Origin of the sequence: Jeotgalibacillus campisalis, from assembly GCF_000829515.1 — a bacterium.
GTDB lineage: Bacteria > Bacillota > Bacilli > Bacillales > Jeotgalibacillaceae > Jeotgalibacillus > Jeotgalibacillus campisalis.
Genome location: NZ_JXRR01000022.1, coordinates 228,564 through 244,942, shown reverse-complemented (window position 1 = coordinate 244,942; position 16,379 = coordinate 228,564). Strand labels below are relative to the sequence as shown.

Genomic DNA, 16,379 nt, shown 5'->3' with positions numbered 1-16,379 from the left:
TATTTGTGAAATATTTCACATAATGTATATGTTACAAGGAATAATAATCTACTTTTATTAAATAATTTCCTAATAAAAAATTAGAACATAAGGTAGGTCTGCCTCTCTGAATGGATAGGACCTTCAAATGATAGGAGTAGCTTTTAGTTTTAAAACACTTTCCGAAAAATACATTTATGTAATTAAATGCTTATTAGATTCTTAATTAAATATTGATTACTCTTCCATTTATATTACTTTAATACTACAATTAACTAATAATATGTAAATTATATTGATCTAAAAGTCATAGATGGAGTGAGGATTTAATGTCTTTAATTAGGTTTAATGAATTTGATCGGTTGCGTGAAGAGGTTTATGGCGGTCTTGATGTTTTTTCCATGATAGCTGAGGAGATAAATCAGGATTCTTTAAAGAAAAGGTCTTTAGATGTTAAGGAAGAATTAGCTGATAATTCTTTTTTAATTACAGTGGTTGGTGAGTTTTCTAGAGGAAAATCAACATTTATCAATGCTTTGTTGGGAGAGAAAGTGTTGCCATCACTTGTCCGTCCAACTACCGCTATTTTGAATAAAATTACATATAATGAGGAGCCAAATGTAAAGTTAGTCTTTCATGATGGAGAATCCCCTCGTCAGATTTCAGTATTACAGCTGAAAGAATTAAATGTTCCAAGAGAACCAGATGAAAGTGATGCCGATTCTGTTCAGGAACATCAACAAAAGATGAATGAAATTAATAGGATCAAGCATGCTGAAATTGGCTATCCAAATTCTTTATTTAAAGCTGGGGTAGAAATTTATGATACTCCAGGGGTTAACGATTTAGATAAGAGCCGGGAAGATTTGACATATCATTTTATTCCTAGATCTGATGCAGTGGTGTTGCTCTTATCAGCAGAAATGCCATTGTCGGAGTCTGAGAAAACCTTTTTAAAATATAAAGTATTAAATAAAGATATTTCAAAAGTTTTTATAGCTGTTAATTTTAAGGATGTATTAGACGGTGAACATGACGTCCAGAGAGTAAGACAACACATTGAAACGAATCTGGCCGATCTTATAAAAAATCCAAAAGTTTTTATGATTTCGAGTAAAGAAGCTTTGCAAGCAAGGAAAAATAATGAAAATCAACACATTATAAATTCTACAGGACTTACAAAGCTTGAAGAGAGCATTGGAGAATTTCTAGAAAATGATCGAGGCTTCGCAAAATTATTAAAGCCTGTTAAACGGGGGCAGAAGATCGCGAAGGAACTAATTCATACTTTGGGAATCAAAGTGGCAGCGTGTGAAATGAATACAGCTGATATTCAAAAATCAATTGACGAATTAATGCCAAAAGTTGATCTGTTTATTAAGTCAATAAATCATGCAAGAGATGGATTAAGATCTGAGTTGTTAGGAGAACAAACTGAATTAACGCAAGCATTTTCAAAAAACTTATTTGATTTAGAAGAAATGTTATCTGAGAAAATTTTGCATTATGCAGGCGAAATTAATGAAGATAAGATACAGAAGATGCTGTCAGGACAAATGATTAAATTGGGGAAAAATTTCGAAGAAAAAATGGAAGTTAAGCAGCATGAAATTGCTACTAAACATTTGATGAATGCTTATCAACGATTGGAAAAAGAATCTCAAGAAATTAATAATGAAATTAATAAAAAATTTAACATAACTCTGTCGTTATCCGATATACGTAAGGATTTTGATGATTCTTTTGAACTGATTGCCTTATCCACTGGTGTCGCGTTTACAGCAGGAATCGGTATTGTACTTGTTCCATTTCTCCTAGTTCCGCTTGCAATAGCTAGTTTTTTTAGTTTTTCTATTATTGAAAGTATCTCAGAAGGCATAAAAAGAAGAAAACTAGAAAAAATCAATCAGCAATTTAAAGCTAACTTTAGAAGTACAAGAGAAAAAGCAAAATTGGATTTTATTAATCAATGGACCACGTTTGTAGAGGAAACTGTATCAGTGTATGAAAAAGAAGCTAATGCAAAAACACTACTATTAAAAGAGGAATTAGCTAGTATTAAGAAAATTAAAGAACTTGATAGAGAAAAGATTCTCGAAAAGAAAACAGAATTTCTAAATAAAAAGAAACGCATAGAAAACGTACAAAAAAGCTTTGCTAAAATTGAAAAAGATTTTTTGCAATCAAGAGGAAGGAGTTTAGCTTATGTTTCAGAAAGCAACTGACTTAAACGAATTGAATAGTTATTGCAATAAATTAATTGATGCATTAGAGACCACTATGCCGAATTCTTCTTATTTAAAGCCTTTAATAGACATCCGAAATAATCTAGATAGTAATGAAGTTATTATCTCTGTTCTAGGAGAGTTTAAAAGAGGAAAATCTACACTGATTAATGCGATTTTACAAAGATCAATCTTGCCAGAAGATGTTTTACCATCAACAGCTGCAGTTAACGAAATTCGTAATGGTACTGGAAGTGAAGCTTTCCTGTTTGACGCTATAGACCAATCGGTTGGAACAATCCCCATTGAAGAGTTAAGAAGTTACACTTTTTCAGGAGAAAATTATAACCAAGAAGTAGCTAAAATCACACTTGAAACGGAACTCCCATTTAATAATAAAATGGTCACTCTAGTGGATACGCCAGGCGTAGGGGATTTGAACGATCATGAACTTGATATTACACATCACTACATTCCAATGTCAGATATAATTTTGTTTGTAATTAATGCCTCGGCTGCCTTAAGTAAATCAGAAATGCAATTTTTAAAAGATGTCGTATTAAAATTAAAAAATGGTGAAATTATTTTTGTATTAAACTTTCGTGATCGAGTAGATGAAGAAGAATTAGAAGACATTGAGTCAGATGTAAGAAGAAAACTCAAAAATGTTCTAACTGATAAACAACTTAACGTCTTTTTCGTATCCTCATTAGAAGCAAAAGAGGATCCTAGTGAACCTTCATTTAAATATTTAATGCATATTCTTGATGAGAGGTCATCAAAAGGGACACTTGCTAAGAGCAAGCTTAAGTTCTATCAAAATCAACTTCAACAACTGAAAGAAGGTATTCTGGTTGAAGCAAAAGAACTAGACCGCCTTAAATTACTTTCTAATGAAAAAATAGAACAAGAGAAAAAAACAATGGAGAAATTTCTTGATGGTATAGAGGGAAATAGTAATGAAATTAAGCGTTACGTCACTAAAAAACAAGATGAAATATTGATGATAACGAGAAAGTCTCTGTTTCATTTTCAAGATCGGTTAATCGAAGAAACACTGGAAGATATTGATTCTTTTCATCAAGGGGATTTTGCAGGATATATAGAGAAAACTCTTCCGCTCCAAATCAAAAGAAAAATAAATGCTTGGGTGAATGCTAATTCTGCCAATGTATCCACTCTATTAAAGCAACTTGATGATCAAGTAACAAAATCCATTCGACATAAGTTTTCAAATATATCAACAGATTTGTCAACACGCTTTACTGTGTTTCAATATCAAGGTGCTATGAATGATTTAGCTAAGAGCAAAGTTAATTCAAAAGCATATTTTGAATCTGGTTTGCTTGCTGGCGGGGCAGCAGCACTATTTCTAGCATCTGGTATGTTTTTACTGTTACCTGTATTGTCTCTTGCGGGGCTACCGTTTATAAACGACTTGATTGGCAAACGGAAATTACAAGCTGCAAAATTAAAATTGACTCCTGAAGTTGAAAAGTCTATCCATGATCTGATAATGAAAATCGATGAAGGATTAAAAATATATGTGGAAACTACATCTGAGCAAATTGCTAGCGAGCAAATATTAACTATGAAAAGAACGGCAAGTGATTATTATTCTAAAAAGAAAACTCACTTTGATGCCGATAGAGAAGTATTACATACCTTGCCAGATCCAATACCAGTGTTAAATCTTATAAATGGAAGGAACGATAATAATGAGTGATCTTTATACAGGAGGAAATCATTTGGTAGAAGTAGGTCAACACTTTAGATCAGCCCCAGATGGTATAGAACAAAACAATCTGTCCTATGAAGGACCAGACAAATTAGTACCAAATCTTGAAGTAGTTGATGTGCAATCTCATACCCGTACAGCTCCAGATGGAATAGTAGAAAACAATTTGTCTTATCAGGGGCCAACCGGGCTTCAAAGTATAATTCATCATGATGATCCTTTAAGACATGTCCACGAATATAAAATGGATCCGTTAATATTGGGGTAAGAAATGGTATACAAAATTCAACCAGAAAAACTTGCGGAAAAAAACTATTTTTCGTGTACTTCTTTGGCGAAAGAAGCTACAGTATCAGGGCTAAGCAAGTTGCTCCTAAATGCTACTAATGAGTCTGAATTAAACACATATCGATATATGCAAGGAGAGTATTATTTTTCTCAAGGAGACTATGAGACTTCTCTTTTTAAATGGAAGCAGGTTCAGGGTAATTCTTTAGGTGAATGGGCAAAGAAAAACTGTGCAGATGCACACTTACTATTAAATCAGCAACAAGAAGCAGAAGCTCTTCTTCAAGATATCTTGTTAACCGTTAAGGATCAAACGCTTTTATTGGAAACCAACATAACAAACTTTTACCATTATCAAAAAAAACAAGATAAACTTAAAGCATTATGGAGTATGCAGCGTGCTTTATCAATAAATCCTCATTACAAAAATATTAAAGAACAAGCTTTTACTTTTTTTAATAATGAAGCATTACAGACTCCTGGTCTAATAATTCAGTTGATCATCGATAGCATTTGTTCTTCAGACACTCATGATAGCCGAATTATATGGTTAAATCGACTTTCGGCAGCAATAAATAAAGGTCAACTCAAGGGCTTCTCACCCCAAAAGTTAAATACACTACTCAAATATTTAATTAGTATAAAGTGGGAAGAATTTGATGAACTCGTAACCCTTATAGAGGGGGCGTATCGGAAAACAAATGGTTACTTTGAATGGACTCTTGTTTTAGGACAGGCATTAATGAAATTTGATATGACTTTTTGGAAGAATCGACGCATGTGGTTAAGCAATGCATTAAACTATTTGCTCGAACACGACCAAGATATTACAAAGACTAAGAACTCTATTCGTTATATTCTTACATGTTGGTATAAATCTATAGAAGAAGATCGCTCCGTCTTGTATAACTATCTTAAAGCTTGGGAAAATCGATTTGAACATTCGTTCGATCTGAAAGCACAGCCCACTAATAAGGAAATCCATGACCACCTTTTCTCAAAAAGGATTATCGATGGTTTTTTCGCTTGGATTAACGATAGTAAATTCAATTTTCCCGAAATCCTTCGTTTCAAGCATGCATTTTCCGCTAATTTGGAGCAGATGCATCTGCTTGTAGCGGGATCATTTAACAATGGGAAGTCCTCTTTTATTAATACAGTTTTAAAAGATGAGATTCTATCAGTAGATGTTTTACCTACAACTTCAGGGGCGATTGTCATTCAAAATGGTTATGAATCATTCATACGTTCCTATGAGAAAAATAAAATGAATGAATATTCTTCATTAAGCTCGTTTAAAAAAGCAACCACGATCGAAAATGAAAAGGATGGAAAACACTCCAACGCTCTTTTTCATCTTAAAATGGAAAATGAATTTCTTGAAAAACATAAAGTAACTTTAATTGATTCTCCAGGATTCAATGATAAGGAAGACAAGGAAAATCCTGTCCTTAACTATCTTCATTTAGCAGATAGTCTAGTATTTGTTCTTAGCACTAGACATCCATTTACAAGAACGGAACGAGATAAATTACTTCAAATCTCCGAAGCTGCTCCTCACGTGCCTATTCACTTTGTTTTAAATAAAATTGATGCAGTCGATGATGAGGAAGAACGAGAAGATGTTATGGAGGATGTAAAAAGAAAAATAAATAAGGTATTTCCAAAGGCAATAATGATTCCATTTTCATCTAAGGAAAACTCTATGGAATTTAGAAAGGGATTCGAAAAAGTTTTACCTACCCTAAAGAAGGATAAAAAGTTTGTTCAAACGCGTATGAATTCAGTCATACAAGTATTTGAAGAGACTATTGCATCTTTAAAAAACCAAAGCTTACCTCAATATGAGCAGGGTATTGTTAATGATCTTCGTGCAATAATAAAAAAAGAAAATGAAGTTAAACAAGTTCAAGATGAGTGGTTGGATTTTCAAAATGAGATTACTTTAGATTTTCAAGAATCTATAAAGGACGGGATAAATTCTCTTACTACACTTATGTGGAAAGATGTACCTCAGATGATTGAAGAGTGTAAAAAGACTTTGATGCCGGAAAACAGTCTAAATAATAATTATGAAATATTTAACCGTGAAATAAACCAAGCAATCACAGTGTATTCTAACGGAGCGTTGAAATCATTAATCTTTCAGTCCACTTCTTCAATTACCGCTGAAACGCATGCGCTTCTTAAAAGAATTGAACGAAAAAGTGGAAAATTAAATAAAGATTTAACCCGAATAATAGGTGAAGTTATCACAGTTCACATTGATACAGCATCCTTATTTTCAGAAATTCACAGTGAATGTTTAAGAATCCAAGGTCAATCCTATGAGGAGTCTATCTATCTTAAATCTCAGTTGACGGAATTTTTGAATCTACACTTACCTGATCTTCTGAAAGATCATCGAAATAAATTTCATTACAACCGCATGATTAAAGAAATTGATGATTCCGCTACACCTAACATTTTGACAAATCTTCAATCGCAATTTTTTTCAGCTTATCATGAAGCAGAAATAGATTTCACCCAAGAATTAAAATACACAGTGTTTGATATAGGTGATCAAAAAATCACAAATCATTTATTATCTCTCAAAAACCAAAAAAATAGTAAAGCACTCGAACTCAAGCATTTTCAAAAAGAAAAAAAAGATATTGAAGAAAAAATTAAAATGTTCGAGGTATTTAGAGAAGGTGCACTTTTGAATAGTAAGATGAAGAAGTAATTATTTAAACAGCCAGCCCTCATATAAAAGAGTGCTGGCTTTCATTTAACCTATAGCTTCCTGAATTTCTTTAGTGCCTGTGTATTAATCAAGAACAAAACAAAAGCAAAAATGAATAGTCCAAGTATATACGGCCATATTTCCAGAAAACCATCTCCATACACCATCACTCCTTTAATCGCAGCTGCCCCATAATAAATCGGCATAATGTAACTCAGATTGCCGAGACCATAGGGAATCAGGTCTAAGGGAATGAGCCCAGAGAAAAAGACTTGCGGGATGATGGTAAAGGGAATCATCTGGACGACCTGCAATTCTGAGCTGGCAAAGACGGAAATCGTGGCGCCGAACAGGACTGCGGTTCCTGCGAGCAGCACCATGGTGAGCAGAATCCATCCAATATTCCCTGCAGAACTTAATTGAAGAACGTAAATGGAATAAAGAACGATGAGTATAGCTTGAACGATCGCAAACACGCCATAGCCGATCGTATAACCAAGGATAACCTCCGAGCGTTTAATCGGTGTCATCAACAGTCGTTCCAATGTTCCTCCGCTTCGTTCTCTCACCAGTGCCATTCCTGAAATGATGAAGACTAAAAAGAACGAGAAGAGGGCAAGAAATACATAGCCGAGTGAGTCAAAAGTGGATTGATCCTGGTCTCCGTAGACATAAGCCATTTCAATACCTGCAGAAGGATTTAAGGAAGTCATGGCTTCCTGGATTTCACTTGCTGCATTTGCTCCTTTAGTGGAGGGTTCATACAAGGTGATTTCCATCTTTTCATCTTGTGAGAAACTCAAGATCGCGTCGACATTTTCATGATCGTTTAAATAGCTTTTTGCCTCTTTAACTTCGTCACTTGTGAGGTTTTTGAGCTTTACATCCTGTTCTTCCAGAGCCGTTATAAGTGGATCAGGAAGTGCTTCTTTTTCAATTCCAACGGTTGGCACATAATCTGAGTCACCTAGTAAAAGATATACGAGCGTAAGGATCAGGAGTGGAGCCACTAAGATCATCATCAGGCTTCGTTTGTCATTAATCGTCTGCCGAATCACACGCTTGGCTAGATGCATCATGAATCTTCACCGCCTTTTGCTTGGGTTGACGCCATCAAAAATAACTCCTCAACTCGTCCATTTTCTGTTTTTTCGAGTAAATGGGGCACGGTATTATAGTCAATCAAGCGGCCATTATAAATCAGAGCTGCCTGATCACACTCGGTTACTTCGTCCATCACATGTGTTGATACAATAATCGTCGTCCCGGAATTTTTGATCATACGAAATTGTTCCCAAATGCTTCGGCGCAGCACAGGATCAATTCCCACGGTTGGTTCATCAAGAAACAGGATTTTCGGCGAGTGTAAAATGGCCGCTGCGAGAGAAAGTCTCTTTTTCATCCCGCCGGAAAAGTTCTTCACCAATTTTTTTCGATGCTCTGTTAAATCCACGATCGCAAGCACTTCTTCAATACGCTCCTTAAGATCGCGTTTGCCAATGTCATAAAGTCCACCAAAAAAGTACAAATTCGCTTCCCCGGAAAGATCGTCATACAAGGCTTCATTCTGCGGCATGAGCCCTACATTTTTTAACACACTTAGATTTGGAATTTGAACATCCCCATAATGAATCGTACCTTCTTCAGCCGTAATAGCGCCGATCATCAGACGAATAAGCGTTGTTTTCCCAGAACCCGAAGGACCAAGCAAACAGCAGATCTCTCCTGATGGAATCGTGAATGTTACATCTTTTATGACGGGATGCTGATCAAAGCTTTTATTGATATTGGACACATGAATATCCATCGCAGTACCTCCTAAAATTTCGTTTATGCGTTAGTATAATCAACAACGTGTTGTTTTATTGCTTACTTACACTATATGATGAGGTAAAGGGCAGTACAATCATCAAAAGAGCAGGAAGTGTCGTTTAACCAACACGATGGCTACATGTGTTGAGTAAAATTTCGGGAGGGGACTGTTATGACTGATTCACATTCGGATCTTCGTGTCGTTCGGACAAGAGAATCCATTAAACATGCATTGATCGCATTAATCGAAGAAAAAGGCTTTGAGGCCATAACTGTAAAAGACATCACAACGAGCGCCAACATCAACCGTGGAACGTTTTACAGTCATTATCAGGACAAATACGATTTAATGACCAAATGTGAGGAAGAACTGATGAAAGAAATGAAGGAAAAAATCATTAAAAAACTGCCATCCATCCTGGCAGATTTAGAAAAGAACAAACCCGATGTCATGCCTTTAGCGATCCTTGTTCCATTTTTCGAATTTATCCAGCGGAACAGAAGCCTAATGAAAGCCTTACTCGGACCAAAAGGCGATCTATCGTTTCAAACAAAGCTAAAAACATTCATGGGAGACGCCTTATTTAAAAGCAACGAAACCATCTTCAAACAAGAGAACCTGCTAGTGCCGGTAGACTACCTCGTCACCTACATCGCATCCGCCCATATAGGCGTGCTGCAAGAATGGCTGAAAAACGATCGAGCGGAATCACCGGAAGAAATCGCGCGTATTATCTTTACCATGACCGCGAATGGTCCTTTTTTTGCGGCGGGGGTGAGGAGGTAGGTATAGGTAGGTGCCTGTCACCACCCGAAATTTGTCGAATGTTCAAGGATGCGCAACAATTCAAGAGACAAAAAGGCAGTTCAACATTTATTGCGGACGTGGTTTTGCAGATTCTGTCATGGATATAGAAGAAACTCAAAATACAAAGCCCTAAAACCTTAATTTCGGTAGACGGTGATTTGCCATGAAAAGTTGCATCAATAAAAGCCTGAAGATGTAATTGCATCTTCAGACTTCTTTCTTACATTAATTGTTCTTACTTATAGAGAGCGAAGAATTACTTAGATAATTAAAGTCAGATGTACCTATTATTGAAAGTACTGAAATTTTCCCGTATAGCCTTTTTCACTAGCAATGAGCCGACAAGATAAAAATTATCTCGTAAAACATTAGGTTAAGCTTTAACTTTATTCCATGTTCTTCTTCATCAATTGAAAATGAATATAATCAAAAAAATGTGCCTCTCCTATCGTGCTTTCTGAAGCTAATAACTCAGCATGCTCTAAGACTTCTTTTGCTAAATCTGGTTCGTTTATTTTCTGAAAATAGGTGTTTAGATAGTAGTAGACAGCCAATGATTCATAAGTAACTGAAGCAGTTTTTGTTTGTCTATCATACCTTCCATAGATTTTGCCCTCATGTTTCCATTCATTCAAGCACCACGTTTTGAAAATTTCCGAAGGATAACCAATGTTTTCTCTATTAATTGCAATCAAAAGTTGATCAATCATATGAACTTCTTCACTTTCTCTATACTTTCTTTTTGTCACGTCGAAGTATTCCGGGAAAAAAACAGTCGTATCATCTAGGTTTTTTAATAAATCTTTCATGTTGTCGGTATCAGTCGTTGACTGAAAAAATTCATTTGTTAGATAGCTTAAAGTAATCCTTTTCGCAGGCATGTTGAGTGACCAATCATAGAAATCAACAGTATAACCGTTTGACTTCTGGTTACTAGTAATTGCTAAAGTTAGCTGATTTGCCGATTCAGCATATTTTGGCTCTTCAAATAATGTACTTGCATCGTGCAATGCAGAAATAATTCGTACATCGTCAATTAGCGCATTTGCTTTGGTATTCATTTTTAATACCCACTGTATAAAGATCAAGTCCCCTTGCTGAATCTGATAATTGTTCATTAGAATTTCATACTGTTCAGAAAATCTTTCTTCATCTTTCACTAACACCAAATATTCCATATACAATCCAATGCTTTCCGACAAATACTCAGAATCTTGTTGGAGTGGATACGCATGAATTAATCCTTCTTGATTTGTATATTGTTCTTTTACCACTTGTAGTGTCGGATCTGTAGAAAACAACATACACCCTCCTAAGGTTAACAAACTTATCACTAGTAAAATAAGCGTAAAGTTTCTCATCAAGGTAGTTCTTCCTTCTGGACTTTGAATCTTCGCGTTTTATCCCAAGCAATTGTTTTTCCTCGCAAACGGCTCCATACATAAACAGAAGAGCTGCGAATTAGTAGAATAATAAATAGTTGGGCATAAGTGAAATACATAATAAAAATAAAAATTACATTCTTTAAAGTAACATTTCGATCTATAACAAGTGCGCTTAATAACTGTCCTGTATAAACTATATAACTCATAAACCATAATATTAGTAATGGCGCTTCTGTATTTGGTAATTCATATCCAGCTATACTCATAATAAAAAAGACATCTGAAAACAATAGGAGTAATACAAAGACTAAGTAAGTAAGCACATGTTGAAGACTTAATACAAAGGTCCTTCCCCTCCAATGTGATAGATCAAATATAGATTTCTCCAGTAAATAAATATTTCCAGTTAACCAGCGCGTTCTTTGTTTAATAAAGGTTCCAACTTTTTCAGGCTCTTGTTCCCACGTCCAAGAGCTAGGGACAACTGGCAATAGATAGCCTGCAGCAGTGAGTCTAACAGTCAACTCCGCATCTTCTGCCAGGGCATACACATCATAGCCTCCAAGTTCCTCTAATACGGATCTTTTCAATAACATATTTGTTCCTGCAAGAGATCCGAGCTTAAACAGTGCCCATCGGCCGCATTGCATTAGCAGCTGAAATACTTGAAATTCAAGGCCAATCATACGTGTTAGGGAATTCGCATCTGCATTTTTTGTTTTTACGTACCCTACAGCACCAGCAGCATTTTTTGTGCCTTCAGCTACTTCAACTAACTTTTCCAAAGCATTTGGTTCTGGCTCATTGTCTGCATCGTAGACAATAAAGTAATCTGACTGTGAAATACTTAGTCCATAGTTTAATACTCGTGATTTCCCTGTGGGTGTACCTTTTGGTACAGAAATGTAGTGGATACGTGAAAACACCTTGGCGAATTCTTTCGCAATATTAGCCGTTTCATCTTTCGAATTATCATCCAATAAATAGATATCTAATTTCCCTTTATAGGTTAACCTGGCCATAGCCCTTAAAGTTTCTTCGATAACAATTCCTTCGTTGTGAGCAGGTATTAAGACAGCTACGCTAGGATAAACCGCTAATTTTTTAGGCTCTTTGTACTTGATTCGATACCAAACTCCTGCAATCGTAACAACAGAATAAAAGATTAATAAAATCCAGAAAAATGCCATGATAATCATAATAACCCAAGTCATGTAGTTGCCTCCATCAATTTAGACAGGTGACTCATATCTTCCACTTTTTCCTTTCTTACTTTAAAAATTGGATTGACAAAATTCAATTCACCTTTTAAATTTTGTTGATATCGTTCGAGAACAACATCTACGCCCTTTTCATTGGTTTCTTTTAGTAGAAAATAAATGGATCGATCGATACTAGTCACCAAGTCGAATTTTTCTCGAATGGTTTCCAATGCGATTTTTTCAAAGGATTCTTGCAAATTTTTCTGTGCTCGTTTGTTTTCATAACTAATTTTAATTTCTATCAGCCACGCCTCTTCATTATGACGTTCACTTGATTTAAGCGCCCAAGTTGCCTGATCAGTAAATTCACTAACCGTGAGAATATTTGTTTGACCATTGTATTTTTGCAGTAACTGAATTTGATGGTTTAATTGATCATTCTCATAGCCAATGGTTTTAATGAAATTTAACAAAATCCAAAAAGCTAAAGTAAAGCTTGTAAACAATAGATGATTGTAAATAAGGAGTAATTGAGTTTCGGAGGGGAGACTATTAATAAAGGCATAGGCGGTTAAAAAAGCACCATATAATAGAATAAGGATGATTGCATATAGAAATATAAATCGATCATGAAGTACAGTCATTACAAGCATTGAAACCCCTGTAATTATAAGAAGTAATAAAGAAAATGGTAAATCCAAGAATACAATGGCATAGCCATTGACGAAAATCAATAATATTAAAATACACATGACTAGGTTCTTTTTCATAAAATTTCTCCTAATTAAATATTTTTAAACAACAACGAACTATATCATATTAACTATATCAGAGTATTTAAATCAACTTTTTCACCTCACATTGAACTAATTTTAGCAGGTTATGAATAAGATTCAAATTTTAAATGTTAGTACCAAAAAATCGAGGCTAAAGTACTAAGGAAAACCTGATTTTGTTAATTTTAACGTGCGCAATATGTACGATTTAGATATTATGGCCTCACAATTAATTGATCTTTCATCTATCAACGAGATCATCAGCAATGTAATAGTATAAAAGGAATTAATGAAGTTGATTATCGTACAATTGTATCACCATTGAACTCACCTAAGAATATGCTGCTTTTTGAATGTGTTGGAAGTGATTATATTGAAACTGTTTTATCTAGGATTATCAATCATATTTACCACTGTAAAGCATTATGCAAAGTTGAATATAGTGAACGAAGAAATGGAAAGAATTACGAAACCTGGACTATTCATCTCTATAGTGGAAACAATCCGCTTTGGCTTGAGATAAACTCATCCAAACTACTGAATTATATTCAACTTGAACTTGGATGGGATCATGTGAAAAAGATAATAATTAAAGCCTAATAAAATATAGAATAGGGTTCTGCAAAGGGATGTTTTTGCAGAACTCTTTTTTGTGGGCATTACTTGCTAAAGACAAAAAATGCTTGAATTCTGCTTTTGAATTTTCCCCCTTTTTATTTCTACTTTTTGAGCATTCGTTCTATTTCTTTTTAAAATGAATGGTAGAATAAAGGTAATATTCTAAAAATTAGAAAAGAACGGGGAAAGTATATGAAAAGAACGTTTAGCCATTACTCAACCAAAACGGAAGAGCAGCGTTGTAAATATGTTGGAACACTGGTAAAAGAAAATGAAGATAAACACATGTCAGAAATCGCATCAAATGGAAGTCGTACCGAACCTGAAAAAGCTTCAGAACAGCATCTTTTTGATTCCGTTGGGTCTGTTATTACTGTTGGGGATACAACCATCCCGTTTACGAAGCTGCATATGTGGCCTTTAGTTGTACTGGTGGAAAATGTGCTGAGCCATGAGGAATGCAATCAGTTGATTCGGTTATCGGGTGAGCGATTGAAACGTTCGAAGATTAGCAGCGAGCGTGTGGTCAATCAAATGAGAACGAGCAGTGGCATGTTCTTTGAGGAGTCAGAAAATGATGTGATAGGTACGCTTGAAAAGCGTTTTAGCAAGATTATGAATATCCCTGTCGAGCACGCAGAGGGATTGCAAATATTAAACTATACGCCTGGACAAGAGTACAAAGCGCACCATGACTTCTTTTTGCCAACCAGTAAAGCAGCTTCAAATAATCGCATTAGCACAATGGTCGTTTATTTGAATGACGTGGAAGAGGGGGGAGAAACCTATTTTCCTGAAATAGATATCACTGTCACCCCCAAAAAAGGTTCAGCCGTCTATTTCGAATACTTTTACAACGATGAAGAACTGAACAAAAAAACGCTTCATGGTGGGGCACCTGTTGTAAGAGGGGAAAAGTGGGTTGCGACGCAATGGATGAGAAGGAAAAGAGTGCGGTAATGAGAGTCATATTTTAAATTATATTTTTTATGGTATTAAAACCAGTTGGCTTAATTCTTTTTTGGTAGGTCTTTTACTGATTTTACATCATTTACATGTTTTGGGTTGGCAGACTTTCCTTTCCATCTTTACACTAGAGGAAAATACTAGAAATGCTAAAAGGAAGTGAAGCGATGTCTCAGACTATGCGTTATGATGCGGCCGCTCTTAGAGAGACGATGGAGGAGCGGGTGGGTCAGTATGAGGCCTTTAGAGAGCAATTAGTTGTACTTAAAGAGAAAATGATTGCGGTTACTAATCTTGGAGAAGCGTTTGAAGGAAACGCGGCTGATGCGATCAAATCTTTCTTCAATGCTCAAAGTACCATTACGGAGATGTGGATTGGGTTCGTCGATCAGCAGATTGTTTTTATGAGTGACATAGGGGCAATGGCTGAGGACCGTCAGCTAGGCGGATCTTCGTTTGTGGATGTGCCTTTTTTAGAAGAAGAGCTTGAGACCGCTCATGTCAGGACGGCTGAGATGATTCAAAAACAGCACAAGGATTTGGTTGGCATTCTGGCTGGAGTCCGCGACCTGGTTACGATTGAGGAGTATTCCACTGCTGGTATGGAGGTATCCTTAGAGGACGCGAAAATCAAACGAAGTGATACAATAGAAAAAGTAGAGGAATATGATCATACGTTAGTTACTGAGTACGACCTGTCGCTAGAATCACAGGAGCTGGTCCACGGGTTACTCGATTCCCTGGTCAAATCAACGACCCAAAACGGCACCATCACACCCGTTGCCTTCAATGTCCATGCTTTTGAAAAGAGTAAAGCATACACCAGTATAGAAGGAACACGAGAAAAAAGTCTTGAATACATAGATAGAAAACTGGAAGAACAGAGGGTACGGGAAGCACATCGGTCATCTGCTGAACAAGACGTGGGTGCAGCGGGCATGACAGCAGATCCTGCGGCGGCTAACACCTTCACGCAATCCTTCCTATCCTGGCGAAACGGTCCTCTCTTAAACATGATGAGCACCAGCCATCTCGACCAACTGTTCAACAGTGCCTACCAACCTATCACCTCCAGCACCCCGAAAAACGATGTAGAAAAACAGCTGGAACAACTGCAGGCTGAAAAGGGAATTCAACCAGAACCCATAACGGAAGAAGAGACGGAAGCGCTAAGAAAGTATCTTCAAGACCAATCAGCGCAATCATCTGCCTCGTCAACTCTGGGCAATTCAGCTGACTGGGAGTATCCGGATCCCACCTTAGCTGACATGAGAAAAGTGCTCGGAAACCCAAATTCAGATGTGGGAGTAGAGGAAGGCGGACACTACTTTGTCAGCGGTATGAGATTCATGTTCGAAGACGTCGCCATCCTGCTGAACCCGGAATCCACCTCGAAGGATATCGCTATGGCTTCCCTGTTTACCCTTTTCAAACCGATGAAGGCAGCTGATAAAGGGCTTGATTTGGCTGGTGGGGGGAAGAAGGTTGAGGATGTTGAGGGTAAGAGTGATGGTAAAGTTCCTTCAGATTTTTCAAGTCGTGACAAGTTAGAAGGGCATTTTGATAAACATGGAAAAGAGTTCAACGGACTCTACAAAAATGTTGATGAATATTTAGAGGGTGCAAATAAGGTTATTAAAAACGGAATAAAAGTTGAATATGAATATAAAGGTGAGCTAAGGATAGGGTACGTAAAATTTATGGGTAATAATAAGAATGGAAAAGCAAAATTTGAATTTGTAGGCACTAATAACACCGGGAGTCTTACCACCTACCATACCCAGAGTGGGAAAAAGATTTGGAAGACTATTAATGGTGAAAATGTTCCAGTAATTAATCCGGTAGAGTAGAAGAGAG

Annotated in this window: 12 protein-coding genes; 7 read left to right on the top strand and 5 right to left on the bottom strand. The window is 36.2% G+C overall.

What is annotated here, in order from left to right; translation table 11 throughout:
* Positions 1 to 308 precede the first annotated feature (308 nt).
* The 4 genes from KR50_RS16995 to KR50_RS16980 are packed head-to-tail and all read left to right on the top strand — an operon-like array spanning position 309 to position 6,955.
* Positions 309 to 2,204 (top strand): dynamin family protein, encoded by a 1,896-nt coding sequence (locus KR50_RS16995; protein WP_041061444.1) that lies wholly within the window; start codon positions 309 to 311, stop codon positions 2,202 to 2,204.
* Complete coding sequence (locus KR50_RS16990) at positions 2,185 to 3,930, top strand: dynamin family protein (RefSeq protein WP_041061441.1); 1,746 nt, start codon at positions 2,185 to 2,187, stop codon at positions 3,928 to 3,930. Before KR50_RS16995 ends, KR50_RS16990 begins: the two co-directional genes overlap by 20 nt.
* 22 nt (positions 3,931 to 3,952) lie before the next feature.
* A complete protein-coding gene (locus KR50_RS16985; protein WP_041061437.1) occupies positions 3,953 to 4,210 on the top strand; it encodes a hypothetical protein in 258 nt (85 codons plus the stop codon).
* Between the two features lie 3 nt (positions 4,211 to 4,213).
* Positions 4,214 to 6,955, top strand: coding sequence for a dynamin family protein (locus KR50_RS16980; protein ID WP_041061435.1), 2,742 nt, complete (start codon positions 4,214 to 4,216; stop codon positions 6,953 to 6,955).
* 50 nt (positions 6,956 to 7,005) lie between these two features.
* Here KR50_RS16980 and KR50_RS16975 read toward each other — a convergent pair whose 3' ends face one another.
* Together KR50_RS16975 and KR50_RS16970 are read right to left on the bottom strand one after the other, a co-directional pair.
* A complete protein-coding gene (locus tag KR50_RS16975) occupies positions 7,006 to 8,034 on the bottom strand; it encodes an ABC transporter permease (protein WP_041061432.1) in 1,029 nt (342 codons plus the stop codon).
* On the bottom strand, positions 8,031 to 8,762 hold the full coding sequence (locus tag KR50_RS16970) for an ABC transporter ATP-binding protein (RefSeq protein ID WP_041061430.1): 732 nt from the start codon (positions 8,760 to 8,762) through the stop codon (positions 8,031 to 8,033). Before KR50_RS16970 ends, KR50_RS16975 begins: the two co-directional genes overlap by 4 nt.
* Before the next feature lie 177 nt (positions 8,763 to 8,939).
* On the opposite strand from KR50_RS16970, the gene KR50_RS16965 reads away from it, so the two are divergent.
* Positions 8,940 to 9,554, top strand: a complete 615-nt coding sequence (locus KR50_RS16965; protein ID WP_041061427.1) for a TetR/AcrR family transcriptional regulator — start codon at positions 8,940 to 8,942, stop codon at positions 9,552 to 9,554.
* Positions 9,555 to 9,961: 407 nt separating this feature from the next.
* Here the strand turns inward: KR50_RS16965 and KR50_RS16960 are convergent, their stop codons facing one another.
* The 3 genes from KR50_RS16960 to KR50_RS16950 are packed head-to-tail and all read right to left on the bottom strand — an operon-like array spanning position 9,962 to position 12,932.
* Positions 9,962 to 10,876, bottom strand: coding sequence for a hypothetical protein (locus tag KR50_RS16960; RefSeq protein ID WP_041061425.1), 915 nt, complete (start codon positions 10,874 to 10,876; stop codon positions 9,962 to 9,964).
* A 59-nt stretch (positions 10,877 to 10,935) separates the two neighbouring features.
* Positions 10,936 to 12,174 carry a glycosyltransferase gene (locus tag KR50_RS16955; RefSeq protein WP_041061423.1) on the bottom strand — a complete coding sequence of 413 codons (1,239 nt, stop codon included), beginning with the start codon at positions 12,172 to 12,174 and terminating at the stop codon, positions 10,936 to 10,938.
* Positions 12,171 to 12,932, bottom strand: coding sequence for a hypothetical protein (locus tag KR50_RS16950; RefSeq protein ID WP_041061422.1), 762 nt, complete (start codon positions 12,930 to 12,932; stop codon positions 12,171 to 12,173). Before KR50_RS16950 ends, KR50_RS16955 begins: the two co-directional genes overlap by 4 nt.
* Before the next feature lie 909 nt (positions 12,933 to 13,841).
* On the opposite strand from KR50_RS16950, the gene KR50_RS16945 reads away from it, so the two are divergent.
* Entirely contained in the window at positions 13,842 to 14,516 is a 675-nt protein-coding gene (locus tag KR50_RS16945; protein WP_041061837.1) for a 2OG-Fe(II) oxygenase, read from the top strand.
* Positions 14,517 to 14,689: 173 nt separating this feature from the next.
* A complete protein-coding gene (locus KR50_RS16940; RefSeq protein WP_041061420.1) occupies positions 14,690 to 16,372 on the top strand; it encodes a T7SS effector LXG polymorphic toxin in 1,683 nt (560 codons plus the stop codon).
* Positions 16,373 to 16,379 lie beyond the last annotated feature (7 nt).